General features: G+C 73.2%; 20 protein-coding genes. 13 read left to right on the plus strand and 7 right to left on the minus strand.

The annotated features are described in order from the left end of the window. Nucleotides 1-11 precede the first annotated feature (11 nt). The 3 genes from KV557_RS44195 to KV557_RS29350 all read right to left on the minus strand — a co-directional run bounded on the left by KV557_RS44195 (nt 12) and on the right by KV557_RS29350 (nt 3,277). On the minus strand, nt 12-1,205 hold the full coding sequence (locus KV557_RS44195) for a S1C family serine protease (protein WP_305149027.1): 1,194 nt from the start codon (nt 1,203-1,205) through the stop codon (nt 12-14). 125 nt (nt 1,206-1,330) lie between these two features. Next, entirely contained in the window at nt 1,331-2,419 is a 1,089-nt protein-coding gene (locus KV557_RS29345) for a LacI family DNA-binding transcriptional regulator (protein WP_218204547.1), read from the minus strand. Nucleotides 2,420-2,545: 126 nt separating this feature from the next. Continuing rightward, nucleotides 2,546-3,277: a response regulator transcription factor gene (locus KV557_RS29350; RefSeq protein WP_218204548.1), complete on the minus strand. Its 732-nt coding sequence runs from the start codon at nt 3,275-3,277 to the stop codon at nt 2,546-2,548. A 736-nt stretch (nt 3,278-4,013) separates the two neighbouring features. On the opposite strand from KV557_RS29350, the gene KV557_RS29355 reads away from it, so the two are divergent. The 7 genes from KV557_RS29355 (at nt 4,014) to KV557_RS29380 (ending at nt 8,481) form a co-directional block, all read left to right on the plus strand. After that, on the plus strand, nt 4,014-4,307 hold the full coding sequence (locus KV557_RS29355; protein ID WP_218204549.1) for a MoaD/ThiS family protein: 294 nt from the start codon (nt 4,014-4,016) through the stop codon (nt 4,305-4,307). A gap of 5 nt (nt 4,308-4,312) precedes the next feature. Then, nucleotides 4,313-5,569, plus strand: coding sequence for a hypothetical protein (locus KV557_RS29360; protein WP_218204550.1), 1,257 nt, complete (start codon nt 4,313-4,315; stop codon nt 5,567-5,569). A gap of 136 nt (nt 5,570-5,705) precedes the next feature. After that, on the plus strand, nt 5,706-6,431 hold the full coding sequence (locus KV557_RS29365; protein ID WP_218204551.1) for an LmeA family phospholipid-binding protein: 726 nt from the start codon (nt 5,706-5,708) through the stop codon (nt 6,429-6,431). A gap of 214 nt (nt 6,432-6,645) precedes the next feature. Next, nucleotides 6,646-6,726 (plus strand): Ms5788A family Cys-rich leader peptide, encoded by an 81-nt coding sequence (locus KV557_RS44960; RefSeq protein ID WP_350517234.1) that lies wholly within the window; start codon nt 6,646-6,648, stop codon nt 6,724-6,726. Between the two features lie 232 nt (nt 6,727-6,958). Continuing rightward, nucleotides 6,959-7,795 carry a sulfurtransferase gene (locus KV557_RS29370; RefSeq protein ID WP_218204552.1) on the plus strand — a complete coding sequence of 279 codons (837 nt, stop codon included), beginning with the start codon at nt 6,959-6,961 and terminating at the stop codon, nt 7,793-7,795. A 38-nt stretch (nt 7,796-7,833) separates the two neighbouring features. Then, the gene (locus KV557_RS29375; RefSeq protein ID WP_030059605.1) at nt 7,834-8,124 is read left to right on the plus strand and encodes a DUF1416 domain-containing protein; all 291 of its coding nucleotides are present in this window, start codon (nt 7,834-7,836) and stop codon (nt 8,122-8,124) included. Between the two features lie 84 nt (nt 8,125-8,208). Then, the gene (locus KV557_RS29380) at nt 8,209-8,481 is read left to right on the plus strand and encodes a DUF3099 domain-containing protein (RefSeq protein WP_218204553.1); all 273 of its coding nucleotides are present in this window, start codon (nt 8,209-8,211) and stop codon (nt 8,479-8,481) included. A 30-nt stretch (nt 8,482-8,511) separates the two neighbouring features. Here the strand turns inward: KV557_RS29380 and KV557_RS29385 are convergent, their stop codons facing one another. Then, on the minus strand, nt 8,512-8,874 hold the full coding sequence (locus tag KV557_RS29385; protein WP_218204554.1) for a DsrE family protein: 363 nt from the start codon (nt 8,872-8,874) through the stop codon (nt 8,512-8,514). Between the two features lie 334 nt (nt 8,875-9,208). Here KV557_RS29385 and KV557_RS29390 point away from each other — a divergent pair, with 334 nt between their 5' ends. The 3 genes from KV557_RS29390 to ygfZ all read left to right on the plus strand — a co-directional run bounded on the left by KV557_RS29390 (nt 9,209) and on the right by ygfZ (nt 11,356). Next, the gene (locus KV557_RS29390) at nt 9,209-9,793 is read left to right on the plus strand and encodes an FABP family protein (protein ID WP_218204555.1); all 585 of its coding nucleotides are present in this window, start codon (nt 9,209-9,211) and stop codon (nt 9,791-9,793) included. A 125-nt stretch (nt 9,794-9,918) separates the two neighbouring features. After that, a complete protein-coding gene (locus KV557_RS29395) occupies nt 9,919-10,383 on the plus strand; it encodes a Fur family transcriptional regulator (RefSeq protein ID WP_218204556.1) in 465 nt (154 codons plus the stop codon). Between the two features lie 10 nt (nt 10,384-10,393). Then, nucleotides 10,394-11,356: a CAF17-like 4Fe-4S cluster assembly/insertion protein YgfZ gene (gene ygfZ, locus KV557_RS29400; protein WP_218204557.1), complete on the plus strand. Its 963-nt coding sequence runs from the start codon at nt 10,394-10,396 to the stop codon at nt 11,354-11,356. 12 nt (nt 11,357-11,368) lie between these two features. Here ygfZ and dtd read toward each other — a convergent pair whose 3' ends face one another. Further along, nucleotides 11,369-11,809 carry a D-aminoacyl-tRNA deacylase gene (gene dtd / locus KV557_RS29405; protein ID WP_218204558.1) on the minus strand — a complete coding sequence of 147 codons (441 nt, stop codon included), beginning with the start codon at nt 11,807-11,809 and terminating at the stop codon, nt 11,369-11,371. A gap of 483 nt (nt 11,810-12,292) precedes the next feature. On the opposite strand from dtd, the gene KV557_RS29410 reads away from it, so the two are divergent. The 3 genes from KV557_RS29410 (at nt 12,293) to KV557_RS29420 (ending at nt 14,238) form a co-directional block, all read left to right on the plus strand. After that, on the plus strand, nt 12,293-12,874 hold the full coding sequence (locus KV557_RS29410) for an RsiG family protein (RefSeq protein WP_218204559.1): 582 nt from the start codon (nt 12,293-12,295) through the stop codon (nt 12,872-12,874). A gap of 73 nt (nt 12,875-12,947) precedes the next feature. Further along, the gene (locus tag KV557_RS29415; protein WP_218204560.1) at nt 12,948-13,907 is read left to right on the plus strand and encodes an asparaginase; all 960 of its coding nucleotides are present in this window, start codon (nt 12,948-12,950) and stop codon (nt 13,905-13,907) included. 121 nt (nt 13,908-14,028) lie between these two features. Further along, nucleotides 14,029-14,238 carry a dodecin gene (locus tag KV557_RS29420; protein ID WP_218204561.1) on the plus strand — a complete coding sequence of 70 codons (210 nt, stop codon included), beginning with the start codon at nt 14,029-14,031 and terminating at the stop codon, nt 14,236-14,238. 6 nt (nt 14,239-14,244) lie between these two features. Here the strand turns inward: KV557_RS29420 and KV557_RS29425 are convergent, their stop codons facing one another. Next, on the minus strand, nt 14,245-15,063 hold the full coding sequence (locus KV557_RS29425) for a heme ABC transporter ATP-binding protein (RefSeq protein ID WP_218204562.1): 819 nt from the start codon (nt 15,061-15,063) through the stop codon (nt 14,245-14,247). Then, a complete protein-coding gene (locus KV557_RS29430; RefSeq protein WP_374106687.1) occupies nt 15,060-16,097 on the minus strand; it encodes a FecCD family ABC transporter permease in 1,038 nt (345 codons plus the stop codon). Before KV557_RS29430 ends, KV557_RS29425 begins: the two co-directional genes overlap by 4 nt. Between the last annotated feature and the right edge of the window lie 25 nt (nt 16,098-16,122).

Below are 16,122 nucleotides of genomic sequence, written 5' to 3' on the forward strand. Positions count from 1 at the left end.
AATTGTCCGTCTTACAGGTTCTGGCCGGCCTGCAGTTTCGGCAGGACCTGCTTGATGTCGTTGATCGGGATGGCGAAGCCGAGGCCGACGCTGCCGGCGTTGCTGCTGCCGCCCGCGGTGGAGCCGGCCCCGCTGGGCGAGTACATGGCCGAGTTGATGCCGATGACCTGGCCGTTGGCGTTGATCAGCGGGCCGCCGGAGTTGCCGGGGTTGAGGGCGGCGTCGGTCTGGAAGGCCTTGTAGGTCGTGGTGCCGCTGCCGTTCTGCTGCGGCTGCGAGCCCCGCAGGCCGGGCAGGTAGGGGAAGCCGTAGCCGCCGTTGCCGCCGGTGGAGCCCTCGTCGACCTGGACGGTGACCTCGCGGTTCTCGGCGCTGATGATGCCGGAGGTGACGGTGCCGGTGAGGCCGTCGGGGTTGCCGATGGCGACGACGGGGTCGCCGATGGCGACGCCGGAGGAGTCGCCGAGGGTGGCCGGGGTGACGTTCTTCGCGCCGCTCGCGGTGATCACCGCGACGTCCAGGGACTTGTCGGTGCCGGTGACGGTGGCGTGGGCGGTGGAGCCGTCCTTGAAGGTGACGGTGGTCTGGCCGCCGTTCACCGCGCCGGAGATCACGTGGTAGTTGGTGAGGATCTGCCCGCTCCTGTCGAGGATCACGCCCGTGCCGGTGGCGGTGCCGTTGCCGCTCTTCACGGTGATCTGGACGACGCTGGGAGAGACGGCGGCGGCGATGGCGGCCACGTCGGCGCTGCCGTCGGTGCGGGCGGAGACGGGGCTGGCGATGGTGGTGGTGTGGCCGCCGGAGGAGTGCTCCTGGGCGGCGACGACCCCGCCGGTCACCCCGCCGAGGACGGCGGCGACCGCGGCGACGGCGGTGACCAGGACGAGCCGCCCGCGCAGCAGGCCGCGCCGGGCCCGGTTGCCGTGCCCACCGTGCCCGTCGGGGCCGTCGGGGAAGCCGGTGGTGGGCGGGTTCGGGGGCATGGGCGGGGGAGGGGTCGGGCCGTCGAAGCCGCTGCCGGAGTGGTCCTCGCGGTAGCTGTACCCGGTCGGGTCGGGGACGGCGCCGGTGTTCGCGCTGCTGTCGAGGACGGTGCCCTCGATGACGCGGTGCTCGGACGGAGCGGACGGCTGCACGCCGTGCTGCTCGCCGTACTGTCCGGTCCACCCGTACTGCTCGCTGCGGTGCTGCTGCTCATCGCTCATGCCGACCAACGTCCGCCCGGGGGATGAGGATCGGATGAAAGTGGGCTCAGAAGGGTCCGAGAAGCCCGTTGACTTCTCATAAAGCCTGGTCAGACCGGCTGCGGCGGTAGCCGGAGCGGAGTCGGTTACTCCGCTTCGGCGGACGTCCCGGACGTGCCGGACTGGCCGGACGCACCGGGAGCAGCCCCGTTGCAGCCGCAGGAGCGGCGGACCACCAGGCGGGACGGGAACTTCCGGACCCGCTCGGTGTCCGAGCCGGGCACCATCAGCGAGTCGTCGAGGACCAGGTCCACGGCGGCCCGGGCCATTGCGTCCCGGTCGGAGGCGACGGTGGTCAGCGGCGGGTCGGCGAGCGCGGCCTCGGGCACGTCGTCGAAGCCGGCCACCGCGAGGTCCTCCGGGACCCGCAGGCCGACCTCGCGGGCGGCCCGGAGCACACCGATCGCCTGGTCGTCGGTGGAGCAGAAGATCGCCGGCGGCCGGTCCGCCGAGCGCAGCACGCCGAGCGCGACCTCGTACGCGCCGTAGCGGTGGAAGGGCGCGTCGATCAGGTGCGGCTCGGTGGGCAGGCCGTGCGCGTCCATGGCCCGCTGCCAGCCCTCGACGTGGTCGATGACCGGGTCGCCGGGCGCGGGGGAGTCGACCGGGCCGCCGAAGCAGGCCACGTACGGGTGCCCGTGCACCTCCAGCAGGTGGCGGACGACGGCCTCGGCACCGCCCACGTCGTCGGTGACCACCGCGACGTCGTCGATCGCCTCGGGACGGCGGTGCAGCAGCACCACCTTGGCGCCCTCCATCGCCGCGAACTCCTCCGCGGCGCGCTGCGAGGGGCCCTGGCTGACCAGGATCAGGCCGGAGACGCGCATGCCGAGGAAGGCGCGGACGTAGTGCACCTCGCGGTCGTCCACGTAGTCGGAGTTGCCGATCAGCACGAGCTTGCCGCGCTCGGAGGCGGCCCGTTCCACGGCGTGCGCCATCTCGGCGAAGAACGGCTGGCGGGCGTCCGGGACGACCATGCCGATCAGGTTGGTGCGGCGGGAGGCCATCGCCTGGGCGACGCTGTTCGGCCGGTAGCCGAGCTGCTCGATCGCCGCGAGGACCTTCTCCTTGGTGGCGGGCGCGACGGGGCGCGGCCCGTTGTTGATCACGTAGCTGACGACCGCGGTCGAGGTACCAGCGAGTCGGGCTACATCGTCGCGCGTCACTTTGGCCACGGGGGGAGTCTACGCGTGTGGCGTCCGCGTCGGCAGTGGGACCTGGGGCTGCCGACGGGTGGACGGCGGGTGTCGAGGGGGCGAACCGGACAAGCCGGGCGGGATCGGTCCCGCCCGGCCCGCCGGTCAGGCCTCCAACGGAGCGGAGGGGCGCTGGGCGAGCTCCGGGCGCTCGCCCTTCTCCTGCTTCTCCGGGACGACGAACCGGTAGCCGACGTTGCGTACGGTGCCGATCAGCTGCTCGTGCTCGACGCCGAGCTTGGCGCGCAGCCGCCGGACGTGCACGTCCACCGTCCGTGTGCCGCCGAAGTAGTCGTAGCCCCAGACCTCCTGCAGCAGCTGCGCCCGGGTGAAGACCCGGCCGGGATGCTGGGCGAGGTACTTGAGCAGCTCGAACTCCTTGAAGGTGAGGTCGAGCGCCCGGCCCTTGAGCTTGGCGGAGTAGGTGGCCTCGTCGACCGAGAGGTCGCCGTTGCGGATCTCCATCGGGCTGTCGTCGGTGGTGACCTGGAGCCGGCCGAGCGCGAGCCGCAGCCGGGCCTCGACCTCGGCCGGGCCCGCGGTGTCCAGCAGGACGTCGTCGATGCCCCACTCGGCGGTGACGGCGGCCAGGCCGCCCTCGGTGACCACCAGGATCAGCGGGCAGCCGATGCCGGTGGAGCGCAGCAGCTGGCAGAGGCTGCGGATCTGCGGCAGGTCACGGCGGCCGTCGACCAGGATGACGTCGGCGCTGGGGGTGTCCACCAGGGCGGATCCCTCGGCGGGGGCCACCCGGACGTTGTGCAGCAGCAGGCCGAGGGCCGGCAGTACCTCTGCGGAGGGTTGCAGCGCGTTGGTGAGGAGGAGGAGAGAACTCATACCCGGTAGTCCCCTTTCCGGGTCGTCGCGGTCGCTTTTCGGCTGCCGCCACAGCCGTATGGCGCACGTTGAGGGAGGTGCCGCGCGCAGCGCGCCCTGAGAAGGGTGGCGGTGGGCGACGGGAGGGTGAGCGTGAGGAGGAGGACGGGCGCCGGGGGCGTATCGGAGGATCGACCGGCGCGCACGGCGGAGCGGCGCACGTGCCGGGGGTCCCGCAACCCCTGGCGCACCGTTTCTGCCCTGCTCATCCCGTGAACCCTCCGGTCCTGTCCCACGCCGGGCGGCGGCCCGACGCAGGGGTGGCGACGCCCCGGCCGGCCGGGGCACGTCGTTGTGCCGCGAGAGGCGGGGCGGTTCCTGCTTTGCGTCGGGGGTGGGCCGACGAATCGCACGAACGTCCGTACTGGCGTCCTGAAAGCACAAAAGGACCCGGGGGCGACTCTGCCCGGATCCCTCTTGGAGCACGAGGATAGCCGACCTCCCCCCGCACCGGGAGGGCTCGAATCCGGCGGTTGGGGTATTCCGGACGCGCGCCGGGTGAGCCTGGACACAGCTTCGAGCAGCCCTCCGGGCCCGCCCGGCCAGGGCGATTGCCGGTCGCGGCGGCGGACACGCCATCATGGGACGCACATCGGCGGCACCGTGCGGGTCCATCTTTCGAGTGGTCGGACGGCCGCCCCGGTGGTGACCCGGACCGGGGTACCGGGCCGGGCGAGGACGACGAGAAGGGGTTGCCATGGGCGCGACCACCGAGCCCGCGAGCGGCGCCCGGGTGCGCGGGACGATCCGCTACTGGGCCGCGGCGAAGTCCGAGGCCGGGCTGGCCGAGGAGCCGTACGAGGCGGCGACCCTGGCCGAGGCGCTGGCGGCGGCCAAGGCGCGGCACGCCGACCGGCCGAAGCTCGTCCAGCTGCTGGGGCACTGCTCCTACCTGGTCGACGGCGCCCAGGTCGGCGGCCGGGACCGCGCGACCGTCGCCCTCAGCGAGGGCGGGACGGTCGAGGTGCTGCCGCCGTTCGCGGGAGGGTGAGCGGCGTGACGGACATGAACGACGCGAACAACGGCGGCTACGGCGGCTGGCAGCAGCCTCAGCAGCCTCAGCAGCCTCAGCAGCCGCAGGGGCCGCAGCAGGGGTACCCGCCGTACGGCCATCCGGGGTACGGGCAGGCTCAGCCGCCGATGGACGACGCGGCGACGACGCTGCTCCCGCCCGTCCCGGCGATGGATGACGCGGCGGCCACCACGCTGCTGCCGCCGGTGGTCGTCTCCGGCGCGATGCCGGTTGCCCCGCCCCAGCCCCAGCCCCAGCCCCAGCCCCAGGCTCGGCATGCGGCGCCGGCTCCGCCACAGCACGCTGCTCCGGCTCCCGCGCAGTACACGGCCCCGGCCCCGCCCCGGCATGCGGCGCCGCCGCAGCACGCGGCGCCGGTCGCGCCCCCGGCCCCCGCGCCCGGTTTCGACCAGCCGACCATGACGCTCAAGCGCCCGGCCGCCCCCGCGGCCCCCGGCGTTCCCGCGGCGCCGTACGCGGCCGTCCCGGCGCAGCCCGTGCCGCAGCCCGCGCCGCCCGCCGCCCCGCCCGCCCGTACCGGCTCGCCGATCATCGACCCGGGCCTCCAGCCCGCGCTGATCACCGCGGGCGTCGCGGCCCTGCTGGCCGGCGGTGCCGCGCTCGGCCAGGTCGCGCTGGCCCTGGTGGTCGCGCTGCTCCAGGTGCTGACGGCGGCCGGCTGGTTCCGGCTGAACGGCATGTGGCCGGCCCGCCAGGGCATCGCCCTCGCCGCGCTGGCCGGCTTCACGGCGGACGCGGCGGTGCTGCTGGCGGACTCCCGCGGCGGCATCGCGGCCGTGGTGGGCACCCTCGGCGGCTTCTTCCTGCTGGTCCTGGTGCTGCAGACGTTCCGTCCGTCGGACCCGAAGGAGCGGTTCTACGCCCTGACGGTGCTCGGCTCGGCCACGGTGGTGACGGCGCTCTGCACGACGCTGCTGCTGGCCGACTGGGTCCCGGCCGGGGTCGGCGCGGTCGCGCTGGCCACCGTGCTGGCCGCGGCGCCGCTGCCGGGCCCGAAGCAGCTGGGCCCGGTGCTGGGCCTGGTGGCGGCGGTGCTGCTGGGCCTGCTGGTGGGTGCGCCGCTGTGGCTGGGGGCGCTGGCGGGCGTGGGCGCGCTGGTCGGCCGCCGCGTGGCGGCGTACGACTTCCCGTCCCGGTTCGTGCACATGACGGCGGGCGTCGCCCTGCCGCTCGCGGTGGCCGCGCCGCTGATCTGGATCGCGACCGCCCTGCCGGCCTGATCGCCCGCCCCTCGACGTCCCGCCCCGGAACCATGTTCCGGGGCGGGACGTCGTACGGTCGTGCGGGAGCGGCCTCGTTGGGGGCCGCCGCCGCGAGGCGGCGAACGACGACGACCGGCGACGACGGGGGAGAGCGATGCGCGGCTGGCTGAAGGCGACGATCGGCCTGGTGGTGCTCTCCGGGCTGCTGGTGGGCGCCGACCGGATCGCGGTCGGGGTGGCCGAGGACCAGGCCGCCGACCGGATGGTGAGCAGCGGCCGGATGAGCCAGCGGCCGGAAGTGTCGATCGGGGGCTTCCCGTTCCTCACCCAGGTGCTGTCGAAGAAGCTGGACGACGTCCGGATCTCGGCCGACGGCCTGACCGTCGGGGACGGCGGCCACCAGGTGGCGCTGCACTCGTTCAAGGCCCGGCTGTCGGGCGTCAAGGTGAGCGACAGCATGAACAGCGCCACGGTGGACAGCGGCACCGGCAGTGGCCTGATCTCGTACGCGGACCTCGCCCAGCTGCTGCCGCCGGCGGCGCAGCTGATGCCGGGCGCGGGCAAGCTGCCGGTGGGCTCCAACACCCGGCTGAGCCTGTCGTACGGCGGGCCGGGGAAGATCAAGGCCTCGCTGGGCCCGTTGCCGGTGGGTGAGGGTTCGGTGCACAGCGAGGGGAACACCGTGACGGCGGACGGTTTCCAGCTCAGCGGGCTGGCCGGGATGTTGGCGGGGGTCACCAACCAGAAGATCGAGCCGGTGAGTTTCACCCTGGACTCGCTGCCGGCCGGGCTGAAGCTGGCCGACAAGGACGGGGTGACGCCGCTGGAGGAGGGCCTGCAGCTGAACTTCGACGGCAAGGGCGTCAAGCTCCTCGGCTGACTGTTCACACTCCCGGGTGAGTTCCGCTCCGCGAGACGCGCTGTCCAGCGCGGACCGCGGAGCGGTGTCGTTTCCGGCCCCGGGGCGCCGTCGGGTGGCCCCCGGCCGCCGACCGTAGGCCACGGAAAGGCCAAATCCCAGTATTCGATCGTTCTGGTCTCGCTATTCGATACGCTGATGACAGCGGGCCTCCGGTGTCCCTAGCATCGTCGGCATGAAGCGACAGACGGATCTCACGAAGCGGCGGGCGGTCGACCTGTGCCGCGTGGCCGCCTGTCTGTGTCGAATGCGCTAACTCGGCATCCTGGCTGGGCAGTTGCCGCCCGCCGCCGATTCCCCGGCGATCCCGTCCGGCCGCTGTGGCCGGCCGTCGCCGCCGGACACCGCAATCCATCGCCCGGCCGCTCCGGACACCCATCTTCGTCCCACTATTCGGACGGACTTTCGGACCGGTGTCGTCCGGGCACCGCACAGCACCCGCTTGAGCAGCACCTTCCGCCAACCGCCCTCGGATGGAGAACATCACCATGAGCCGCAGCGACGTCCTGGTCGACGCCGACTGGGTCCAGGCCCACCTGGACGACCCGAAGGTCGTCATCGTCGAGGTCGACGAGGACACCTCCGCGTACGACAAGAACCACATCCGCAACGCCGTCCGGATCGACTGGAAGAAGGACCTCCAGGACCCGGTCCGCCGCGACTTCATCGACCAGGCCGGCTTCGAGGCGCTGCTGAGCGCCAAGGGCATCGCCAACGACGACACCGTCGTCCTCTACGGCGGCAACAACAACTGGTTCGCCTCGTACGCCTACTGGTACTTCAAGCTGTACGGCCACGGTGACGTCCGCCTGCTGGACGGCGGCCGCAAGAAGTGGGAGCTGGACTCCCGCGACCTCGTCTCCGAGGTGCCGGCCCGCGCGGCCACCGCGTACAAGGCGCAGGCCGTCGACTCCTCGATCCGCGCCTTCCGCGACGACGTGATCGCGGCCATCGGCACCCTGAACCTGGTCGACGTCCGCTCGCCCGACGAGTTCTCCGGCAAGCTGCTCGCCCCGGCCCACCTCCCGCAGGAGCAGTCGCAGCGCCCCGGCCACGTGCCGAGCGCCCGCAACATCCCGTGGGCCAAGAACGCCAACGACGACGGCACCTTCAAGAGCGACGACGAGCTCAAGGCCCTGTACGAGGCCGAGGGCATCGACCTGGCGAAGGACACCATCGCCTACTGCCGCATCGGCGAGCGCTCCGCGCTCACCTGGTTCGTCCTGCACGAGCTGCTCGGCCAGGAGAACGTGAAGAACTACGACGGTTCGTGGACCGAGTACGGCAGCCTCGTCGGCGTGCCGATCGAGCTCGGCAGCAACTGAGCCACGGCTCGACCGTAAGTCAGAAGGGAAGACAGGACATGTGCGGTGCGAAGGCCGGCGGGCCGGACCTGGCAGGAGTTGACGTGGCGAACGAGACGATCATCCAGGGTTCGGTGACCCGCGACGGAGAGCCGGTCAACGGCTACGTCCGGCTGCTCGACGAGGGCGGTGAGTTCACGGCCGAGGTGCCCACCTCGGCGACCGGCCAGTTCCGGTTCTTCGCCCGCCCGGGCAAGTGGACCCTGCGCGCGCTGGTGCCGGGCCAGACCGTGGACCGTCAGGTGGTGGCCTCCCAGGGCACCGCCGTCGAGGTCGCGATCGCGGTCTGATCCACAAAGGCGCGGTCCGATCCACGAAAGACCGACACACCGAGGGCCCTGCCGCGGCAGGGCCCTCGGTCGTACCGTGGAGGCGTGCAGGCAAGGCGGCGGCGACGCTACTACTTCGCCATGATGGGTGTGTGCCTGGGCATGTTCGTCCTGGCCTGGGGCGTGGTGCGGTTCTTCTCCGTGCCCGTGGCGATCGGCATGTGCGTGGTCGCGATGGTCATCCCGCCGGCCGCGGCGGTGTTCGCCAACAAGCGCGACCCGGACGACGACTGGTGGAACGACCCGCGCTGGGACGACCCGAAGTGGGACGAGCCCGGCCACGACCGGGACCGCCCCGACCACGAGTCGCGCCCCTAGCTGGTAGTTGCGTTCCCAGTAGTCACGTTTCTAGTAGACGAGCGCCTGGACGCCGTCGCCCATGATCTCGCTGACGAAGACCTGCGCGCCCGCGATCCGGACACCATCGACGGTGTCCTTCTGCTCGATCCCGCGCCGCACCGCGCACTGGGTGCACAGCGTGACCGTGCCGCCCGCCACGATCGACTCCAGCAGGTCGGGCAGCGGCGCCGAGTGCGGCAGCTCGAACTCCGCCGCCCGTCCCGGCAGGGCGAACCAGGAGGACTCCCCGGTCAGCCAGAGCGAGACCTCGATCCCGCTGGCGACGGCCACGGCCGCCACCGTGAACGCCTGCGAGCACCGCTCCGGCGCGTCCGCCCCGGCGGTGACCTTGATGACGAGTTTCTTCGGCATGGCGCCACCTTAGAGTGCCCGGAACGTCCGAATGCGGGAATCCCCGGATCGCGGGGGCAAACCTTGGATGGCCCGTGAATATCGACGTGGTGGGGCTCACCGCGACCCGTGGGTGCCCGGCGGATAGAGTGAGCGCCAGCAAAATCCACCACACTGTCGCCGCCTGGGAGCCCCCTGTGTCCGGTCTGGAAATCTTCTTCGACGGTCTGCTGGCCCTCATGGCCGTGCTGATCACCTGGTTCGCCATCTTCTCGGTGATGAAGCTGTACCAGGGCCAGCGCTGAGCCTGCCGTACGGTTGAAGCAGCCCCACACCGACGACAGCGACCAGGAACATGATCGAGATCCCCTCTGACCTCCACAAGGACGTCGTCCCGCTCGCCTTCCTCCTCGGCACCTGGGAGGGCGCGGGTGTCTACGACTTTCCCGGCACCGAGAAGTGCAACTTCGGCCAGGAGATCGTGATCCGGCACGACGGCCGCCCCTTCCTGGAGTTCCGCTCCCGCACCTGGGTGCTGAACAACGAGGGTGAGAAGGTCCGTCCGCTGGAGAACGAGCACGCGTTCTGGCGCATCACCAGCAACCAGGGCGGCACCACCGGTGCCCGGGGGATCGAGATCTCCTCCGTCCGGGACGACGGCACCGTGGAGATCTGGTACGGCGAGCTGGCCGACGGCAAGCCGCAGATCGACGTCTCCACCGACGCGGTGGCCCGGATCGAGGGCTCGCCGGAGTACTCGGGCGGCAAGCGGCTGTACGGCTTCGTCAACGAGGAGCTGCTCTGGGTCGGCGAGAAGGCCGCCCCGAACGTGCCGCTGCGGCCGTACATGTCCGCGCAGCTGAAGAAGGTGCTCAGCCCGGCCCAGCTGATCAAGGACATCAACGACCTGCCGGACGACGGCATCGCCTTCTTCAAGTGAGCACAGCGCGAGTGAGCACAGCCTTCAAGTGAGCTGAGCACAGCCCTCGGCGCACGAGGTAGGGACCGGCCCGCGGCCGGTCCCTACACTTGCCTCAGGACCCCCGACTTGGCAGGGACAGCACCGTGGCGGACACCGGCACCACCGACTGGCAGCTCTCCGGAGACTGGAAGGCCGACCTGCGCGAACGCGGCTACCGGCTGACGCCCCAGCGTCAGCTCGTGCTGGAGGCCGTCGACGTCCTCGACCACGCCACCCCGGACGACATCCTGTGCCACGTCCGGCAGACCGCCAGCGGCATCAACATCTCCACCGTCTACCGGACCCTGGAGCTCCTGGAGGAGCTCGGCCTGGTCTCGCACGCGCACCTGGGCCACGGCGCCCCGACGTACCACCTGGCCGGCCGCCACCACCACCTGCACCTGGTCTGCCGGGACTGCGAGAAGGTCACCGAGACCGGCACCGAGATCGCCGAGCCGCTGATCCGGAGCCTGCGCGCGGAGCACGGTTTCGACACCGACCTCAAGCATTTCGCCATCTTCGGCCGCTGCGCCGACTGCACTGCCAAGCGCGCGAACAGCCGGTCGTAAGCTGGCCGGTATGAAGAGCCCGCTGCTTGCCCTGCCCGGAGCCGTCCCCGCCGAGGGAGCCGACGAGGGGGTCGCCGCCCACTACGGCGACATCTTCCGGGAGCAACGCAACCTCGCGCAGGGCACGGGCTTCGTGGACCTCTCGCACCGCGGCGTGATCACCGTCACCGGCGACGACCGGCTCTCCTGGCTGCACCTGCTGCTCACCCAGCACGTCAGCGCGCTGCCGCCGCAGCAGGCCACCGAGGCGCTGGTGCTCTCCCCGCACGGACACGTCGAGCACGCGCTCTACCTGGTCGACGACGGCACCACCACGTGGGCGCACGTCGAGCCGGGCACCCAGACGGCGCTGGTGGCCTATCTGGAGAGCATGAAGTTCTTCTACCGGGTCGAGGTGGCCGACGCGACCGCCGACTACGCCGTGGTGCACCTGCCGGCCGGCTCCACCGGCCCCGCCGACGGCGCCGCCGCGGTGCGCGAACTCCCGTACGGGCGGGACCTGTTCCTGCCGCGCGCCGAGCTGGAGAAGCTGACCGCCGGGTACGGCCCGGCGGCCGGGGTCTGGGCGTACGAGGCGCTGCGGATCGAGGGCCACCGGCCCCGGCTCGGCTTCGAGACCGACCACCGGACCATCCCGCACGAGGTGGACTGGCTGCGCACCGCAGTCCACCTGCAGAAGGGCTGCTACCGCGGGCAGGAGACCGTCGCCCGGGTGCACAACCTGGGCCGCCCGCCGCGCCGGCTGGTCTTCCTGCACCTGGACGGCACCGAGGAGTCGCTGCCCCCGCACGGCACGGAGGTGCGGCTCGCCTCGGACCCGGACGGGCGGCCGCTCGGCTTCGTCACGTCCTCGGCCCGCCACCACGAGCTCGGGCCGATCGCACTGGCGATCGTCAAGCGGAACGTGCCGGTCGACGCGGTGCTGCTGGCCGGGACGGTGCCGGGCACCCAGGACGTGATCGTCCCGCAGTGACCCCGCAGTTGCTCAGACCTCGACGAGGACGGTGAACGGGCCGTCGTTCACCAGCGCCACCTGCATGTCGGCGCCGAACCGGCCCGTCTCCACCTTGGCGCCGAGCGCGCGCAGCTGGGCGACCACCTCGTCCACCATCGGCTCGGCGACGGGGCCGGGGGCGGCGGCGTTCCAGGTGGGGCGGCGGCCCTTGCGGGCGTCGCCGTAGAGGGTGAACTGGCTGATCACCAGCAGCGGGGCGGCGAGGTCGGAGCAGGACTGCTCGACGCCGTTCTCGTCCGCGGGCAGCAGGCGCAGCGTCCACAGCTTGCGGGCCAGCTGGGCGGCCTTGGCGGGGGTGTCGTCGTGGGTGACGCCGACCAGGACGCAGAGCCCGGGCCCCTCGATCGCGCCGACGGTCTCGCCGGCCACCGTCACCCTGGCCTCGGTCACTCGCTGCACCACTGCTCGCATGCGGCCATTGTGCCGGAGCCGTCCGGGCCGTCCGGCGGCGGATCCACGCGCACGTCGGGTAGGCGCATCGATGGGCGGCGCGCGCCGGGTAGTGCGCGCCTGCGAGGGTTCGGGCGCCGCTCTCCCAGCGGAAAGGCTTGGTCATATCAGCCACCCCCGTTCGCCAGGGGGCCGTTCGGGTGCACGGCCGGTGCGCCCGCGCCGGGCGGGGTGGCACGCTGGGGGACCGTACAGACGGCCCGGGGCGCCATGAGGTCCGCCGCAACGGGTCCAGGGTTCGGACGGGCGGTCGAGCCGGTAGGTCAGGTGTTCTGGTGGTGTCGCCCCGACGGGTGGTATCCGCCGGGAACCGGAACTTTCGGGGGTGCCCCGGGCGTGCCATCGGACGGGACGTACGCGGCCCGTCGGGGGACGGGTCGGACCGGCGGCAGGGACGGGGTGCCGCGAGCGGGCGGGATCGTGACGACGGCAGGTGGTTGGTTGATGGACGCGAGCAGCGCGGCGCAGGACCGGTCCGGGCGGGTGGCCGACGAGGGCGGGCCCGATCTGGGGCGGCTGGGCCTCGACCAGCTGCGGATCCTGCGCCGGGAGACCCTGGAGCAGGAGGCCGACCTCTCCTACCTGCGGCGGCTGCTGCACGGGCGGATGGACATCCTGCGCGCCGAACTCGACCGCCGTCCCGGCGGCCCGGTCCGGCCCGCCGGGACGGGCGTCGCCGACGGACCGCCCGGGGACCTGCTGGACCGGCTGCCGGCCATCCTCACCGACGCGCCCTCCAGCGTCCGGCGCTCGGCCCGGCACGTCACCCTCGGGCCGCCGCGCGGCCACGAGTCGCAGCTGGAGGCGGAGGCGCTGATGGGCGACGTCCAGCTCGCCGACCTGGCCGCGCACCCCGCCGAGGAGCTGCTCGACGCGCTGGAGCGGCTGCGGGCGCACGAGCGGGAGGTGTCCGGGCGGCGGCAGGGGCTGCTGCGCACGGCGGACGGTTGCAATGCCGAGATCACGCGCAGGTACCGTGATGGGGAAGCACGGGTCGACGACCTGCTCGCGGGCGGCCCGCTCTGACCAAGGTGAGGCACCATGGGCGGGTGGGGCCCGGCTCGCCCCCGGTCCACCCTCGCCCCGGAAGGCCTTCGCCATGTCCCAGTCCGCCACCCCGCACGTGCTCGCCGAGGTCATACGCTCGGGCTTCACCGAGGGCCGCCACCACGGCTCCCTGGTGCTGCTCGCCGCCGACGGCTCGGTCGAGTTCGCGCTCGGTGACCCCGACGCGCCGGTCTTCCCCCGGTCCACCGCCAAGCCGTTCCAGGCGGTGGCCACTCTGCGGGCCGGGCTGGAGCTCCAGGGCGAGCTGCTGGCGCTGGCGGCCTCCAGCCACTCCGCAGAATCGTTTCACCGCGAGGGTGTGCGGGCGATCCTGGCCTCCGCGGGGCTGGACGAGTCCGCCCTGCGCACCCCGGCCGAGCTGCCGCTCGACGAGACCGAGGCCGAGCTGCTGTTCCGCTCCGGCGGCGAGCGCGCCCCGATCCTGATGGACTGCTCCGGCAAGCACGCCGGCTGGCTGGCCGCCTGCGTCGCCAACGGCTGGGACACCGAGGGCTACCTCGACCCGGCCCACCCCGTCCAGGTGCTGGCCCGGGAGGCCCTGGAGGAGGGCACCGGCGAGACCTCCGCGCACGCCGGGGTGGACGGCTGCGGCGCGCCGCTGCTGGCCGTCAGCCTGACCGGCCTGGCCCGCGCCTACCGGGGGCTGGTGCTGGCCGCCGAGGGCACCCCGCAGCGGCGGGTGGCCGACGCGATGCGCGCCCACCCCGAGTACGTCGCCGGCACCCGCCGCGCCGACACCTGGCTGATGCGGGCCGTCCCGGGCGCACTCTCCAAGATGGGCGCCGAGGCCGTCCAGGTGGTGGCGCTGCCGGACGGGCGGGCGCTCGCCTTCAAGATCGACGACGGCGCGGAGCGGGCCCGCGGACCGGTCCTGGCGGCGGCGCTGCGCCGGCTCGGGGTGAGCGGCGCGGACGACACCGTCGAGCGGATCGGCGCGTCCCTGCTGCTCGGCGGCGGCGCCCCGGTCGGGCACGTCCGGGCGGCGTTCTAGCGCCCGTCTTTGAAGTTGGGCCCAGCAGCGCTGTCGACGATGGTCGCGGGCGTCGGCGTGCGGGCGGACCCGGGGCGGTGCACGGTGGATTTGGGGCCGTCGCACAGCTGAGGAGTTCGCCATGACCGAGCACGTGTACCGGGTGACCGAGATCGTCGGGTCCTCGACCGAGAGCGTCGACGCCGCCATCCGCAACGGCGTGGAACGGGCTTCCCGGACGCTGCGCAACCTCGACTGGTTCGAGGTGACGCAGGTCCGGGGCCACCTGGAGGACGGCCAGATCAAGCACTACCAGGTCGGGCTCAAGATCGGCTTCCGGCTGGAGGACTGAGCGCCGTCAGTCCCGTTCGGGCAGGACCAGCGGCACTCCGGTGCGCGGGTGCGGCAGCACCTCGACCGGGTGCCCGTACACCTCGCTGAGCAGCGGCGCGCGCAGCACCTCGGCGACCGGCCCGTCCGCGACCGTGGCCCCGCCGGCCAGCAGCACCACCCGGTCCGCGTAGGCCGCCGCCAGCGAGAGGTCGTGCAGGACGACGACCACGCCGTCCCCGGCGGCGGCCCGCGCCCGGGCCACCCGCAGCACCAGCTCCTGGTGGCGCAGGTCGAGGGCGGCGGTCGGCTCGTCCAGGAGCAGCAGCGGGGTGCGCTGGGCCAGCACCCGGGCCAGCGCGACCCGGGCCCGTTCGCCGCCGGAGAGGGCGGTGAACGGGCGCTCGGCGAAGGCGGCGGACTCGGTGGCCGCCATCGCCTCGGCGACCACCGTCTCGTCCTCGGCGGCGGCCGCCGTCCCCGTCCAGGGGGCGCGGCCCATCCGGACCACCTCGCCGGCCGGGAACGGGAAGGACAGCGCCGCGGCCTGCGGCAGCAGCGCGCGGTGCCTGGCGAGCTCGGCGGGGCCGTAGCCGTCCAGCGGACGGCCGTGCAGCCGGACCTCGCCGGCGGCCGGCACGGCGTCCCCGGCCAGGACGGACAGCAGGGTGGACTTGCCGGCGCCGTTCGGGCCGAGCAGCGCGACCACCTCGCCCGCGGCGACCCGGACCGACGCGCCGGCCAGCAGGTCGCGCCCGCCGACGGTCAGGCGGACGGCCTCGGCCGACAGCAACTCGGCGCCGGGGAGCGGCCGTTCGGGGATCTCCTGGTGGCGGCGCAGTCTCATGCCCAGCCTCCCTGCCTGGTCCTGGTCCGGCGCAGCAGCCAGAAGAAGAACGGGCTGCCGATCAGCGCGGTGAGCACGCCGAGCGGCAGTTCGGCCGGTTCGGCCACGGTCCGTGCCGCGAGATCCCCGGCGACGAGGACCAGCGCCCCGCCGAGCGCGGAGGCGGGCAGCAGGAACCGGTGGCCCGGCCCGGCCACCATCCGCAGCAGGTGCGGGACGACCAGCCCGACGAAGCCGATGATGCCGCTGACCGCGACGGCCGCGGCGGTGAGCAGCGCGACCACGGTGATCAGCACCAGCCGCATCCGCTCGACGTCCACCCCGAGGTGGCGGGCCGGGCGCTCGCCGAGCGCGAGCAGATCCAGCCGGCGGGCGTACAGCGGCGCGACGGCCAGGCCGGCCGCCGCGAACGGCAGGACGGCGAGCACCTTGCCCCAGGTGGCCTGGGCGAGCGAGCCGAGCTGCCAGAAGGTGACCTGGCTGATCGCGGCGGAGTCGGCGGTGAAGAGGAAGATGCCGATCAGCGCGCCGCAGAAGGCGTTCACCGCGACCCCGGTGAGGATCAGCGTGACCACCTCGGTGCGCCCGCCGGAGCGGGACATCGCGTACACCGCGAAGACCGTCAGCAGGCCGGCGGCGAAGGCGAAGGCGGTGACCGTCCAGCTGCCGAGGGCGTCGAGGCCGAGCACGATGCAGGCCACCGCGCCGACCGCGCCGCCGGACGAGACGCCGATCACGGCGGGCTCGGCGAGCGGGTTGCCGAACACGCCTTGCATCAGCGCCCCGGCGCAGCCCAGCGAGCCGCCGACCAGCAGGGCGAGGACGACCCGGGGCAGCCGGACGTTCCACAGCACCGACTCGGGCACCCGGTCCAGGGCGTGCCCGCCGAGGCCGGCCCGGTGGGCGGCGGAGGCGAGCAGGTCGCCGAGCGGGATGCGGTAGGCGCCGATACCGGCCGCGAGCAGCGCGCAGAGCACGAGGGCGGCCGTGAGCCCGGCGGTGATCAGCGTGGTGCGGTTGCGCACCTTGGGCAGCCGTACGGCCTTCTCCCGTACGGCG

Origin of the sequence: Kitasatospora aureofaciens, from assembly GCF_019192735.1 — a bacterium.
Lineage (GTDB): Bacteria > Actinomycetota > Actinomycetes > Streptomycetales > Streptomycetaceae > Kitasatospora > Kitasatospora aureofaciens_A.

Bases quoted from the DNA above. Each gene is read 5' to 3' on its own strand.
- KV557_RS44195 (WP_305149027.1), bottom strand. From the start codon at position 1,205: ATGAGCGATGAGCAGCAGCACCGCAGCGAGCAGTACGGGTGGACCGGA.
- KV557_RS29350 (WP_218204548.1), bottom strand. From the start codon at position 3,277: ATGAGTTCTCTCCTCCTCCTCACCAACGCGCTGCAACCCTCCGCAGAG.
- KV557_RS29355 (WP_218204549.1), top strand. From the start codon at position 4,014: ATGGGCGCGACCACCGAGCCCGCGAGCGGCGCCCGGGTGCGCGGGACG.
- KV557_RS29365 (WP_218204551.1), top strand. From the start codon at position 5,706: ATGCGCGGCTGGCTGAAGGCGACGATCGGCCTGGTGGTGCTCTCCGGG.
- KV557_RS44960 (WP_350517234.1), top strand. From the start codon at position 6,646: ATGAAGCGACAGACGGATCTCACGAAGCGGCGGGCGGTCGACCTGTGC.
- KV557_RS29370 (WP_218204552.1), top strand. From the start codon at position 6,959: ATGAGCCGCAGCGACGTCCTGGTCGACGCCGACTGGGTCCAGGCCCAC.
- KV557_RS29375 (WP_030059605.1), top strand. From the start codon at position 7,834: ATGTGCGGTGCGAAGGCCGGCGGGCCGGACCTGGCAGGAGTTGACGTG.
- KV557_RS29385 (WP_218204554.1), bottom strand. From the start codon at position 8,874: ATGCCGAAGAAACTCGTCATCAAGGTCACCGCCGGGGCGGACGCGCCG.
- KV557_RS29390 (WP_218204555.1), top strand. From the start codon at position 9,209: ATGATCGAGATCCCCTCTGACCTCCACAAGGACGTCGTCCCGCTCGCC.
- ygfZ (WP_218204557.1), top strand. From the start codon at position 10,394: ATGAAGAGCCCGCTGCTTGCCCTGCCCGGAGCCGTCCCCGCCGAGGGA.
- dtd (WP_218204558.1), bottom strand. From the start codon at position 11,809: ATGCGAGCAGTGGTGCAGCGAGTGACCGAGGCCAGGGTGACGGTGGCC.
- KV557_RS29410 (WP_218204559.1), top strand. From the start codon at position 12,293: ATGGACGCGAGCAGCGCGGCGCAGGACCGGTCCGGGCGGGTGGCCGAC.
- KV557_RS29415 (WP_218204560.1), top strand. From the start codon at position 12,948: ATGTCCCAGTCCGCCACCCCGCACGTGCTCGCCGAGGTCATACGCTCG.
- KV557_RS29420 (WP_218204561.1), top strand. From the start codon at position 14,029: ATGACCGAGCACGTGTACCGGGTGACCGAGATCGTCGGGTCCTCGACC.
- KV557_RS29425 (WP_218204562.1), bottom strand. From the start codon at position 15,063: ATGAGACTGCGCCGCCACCAGGAGATCCCCGAACGGCCGCTCCCCGGC.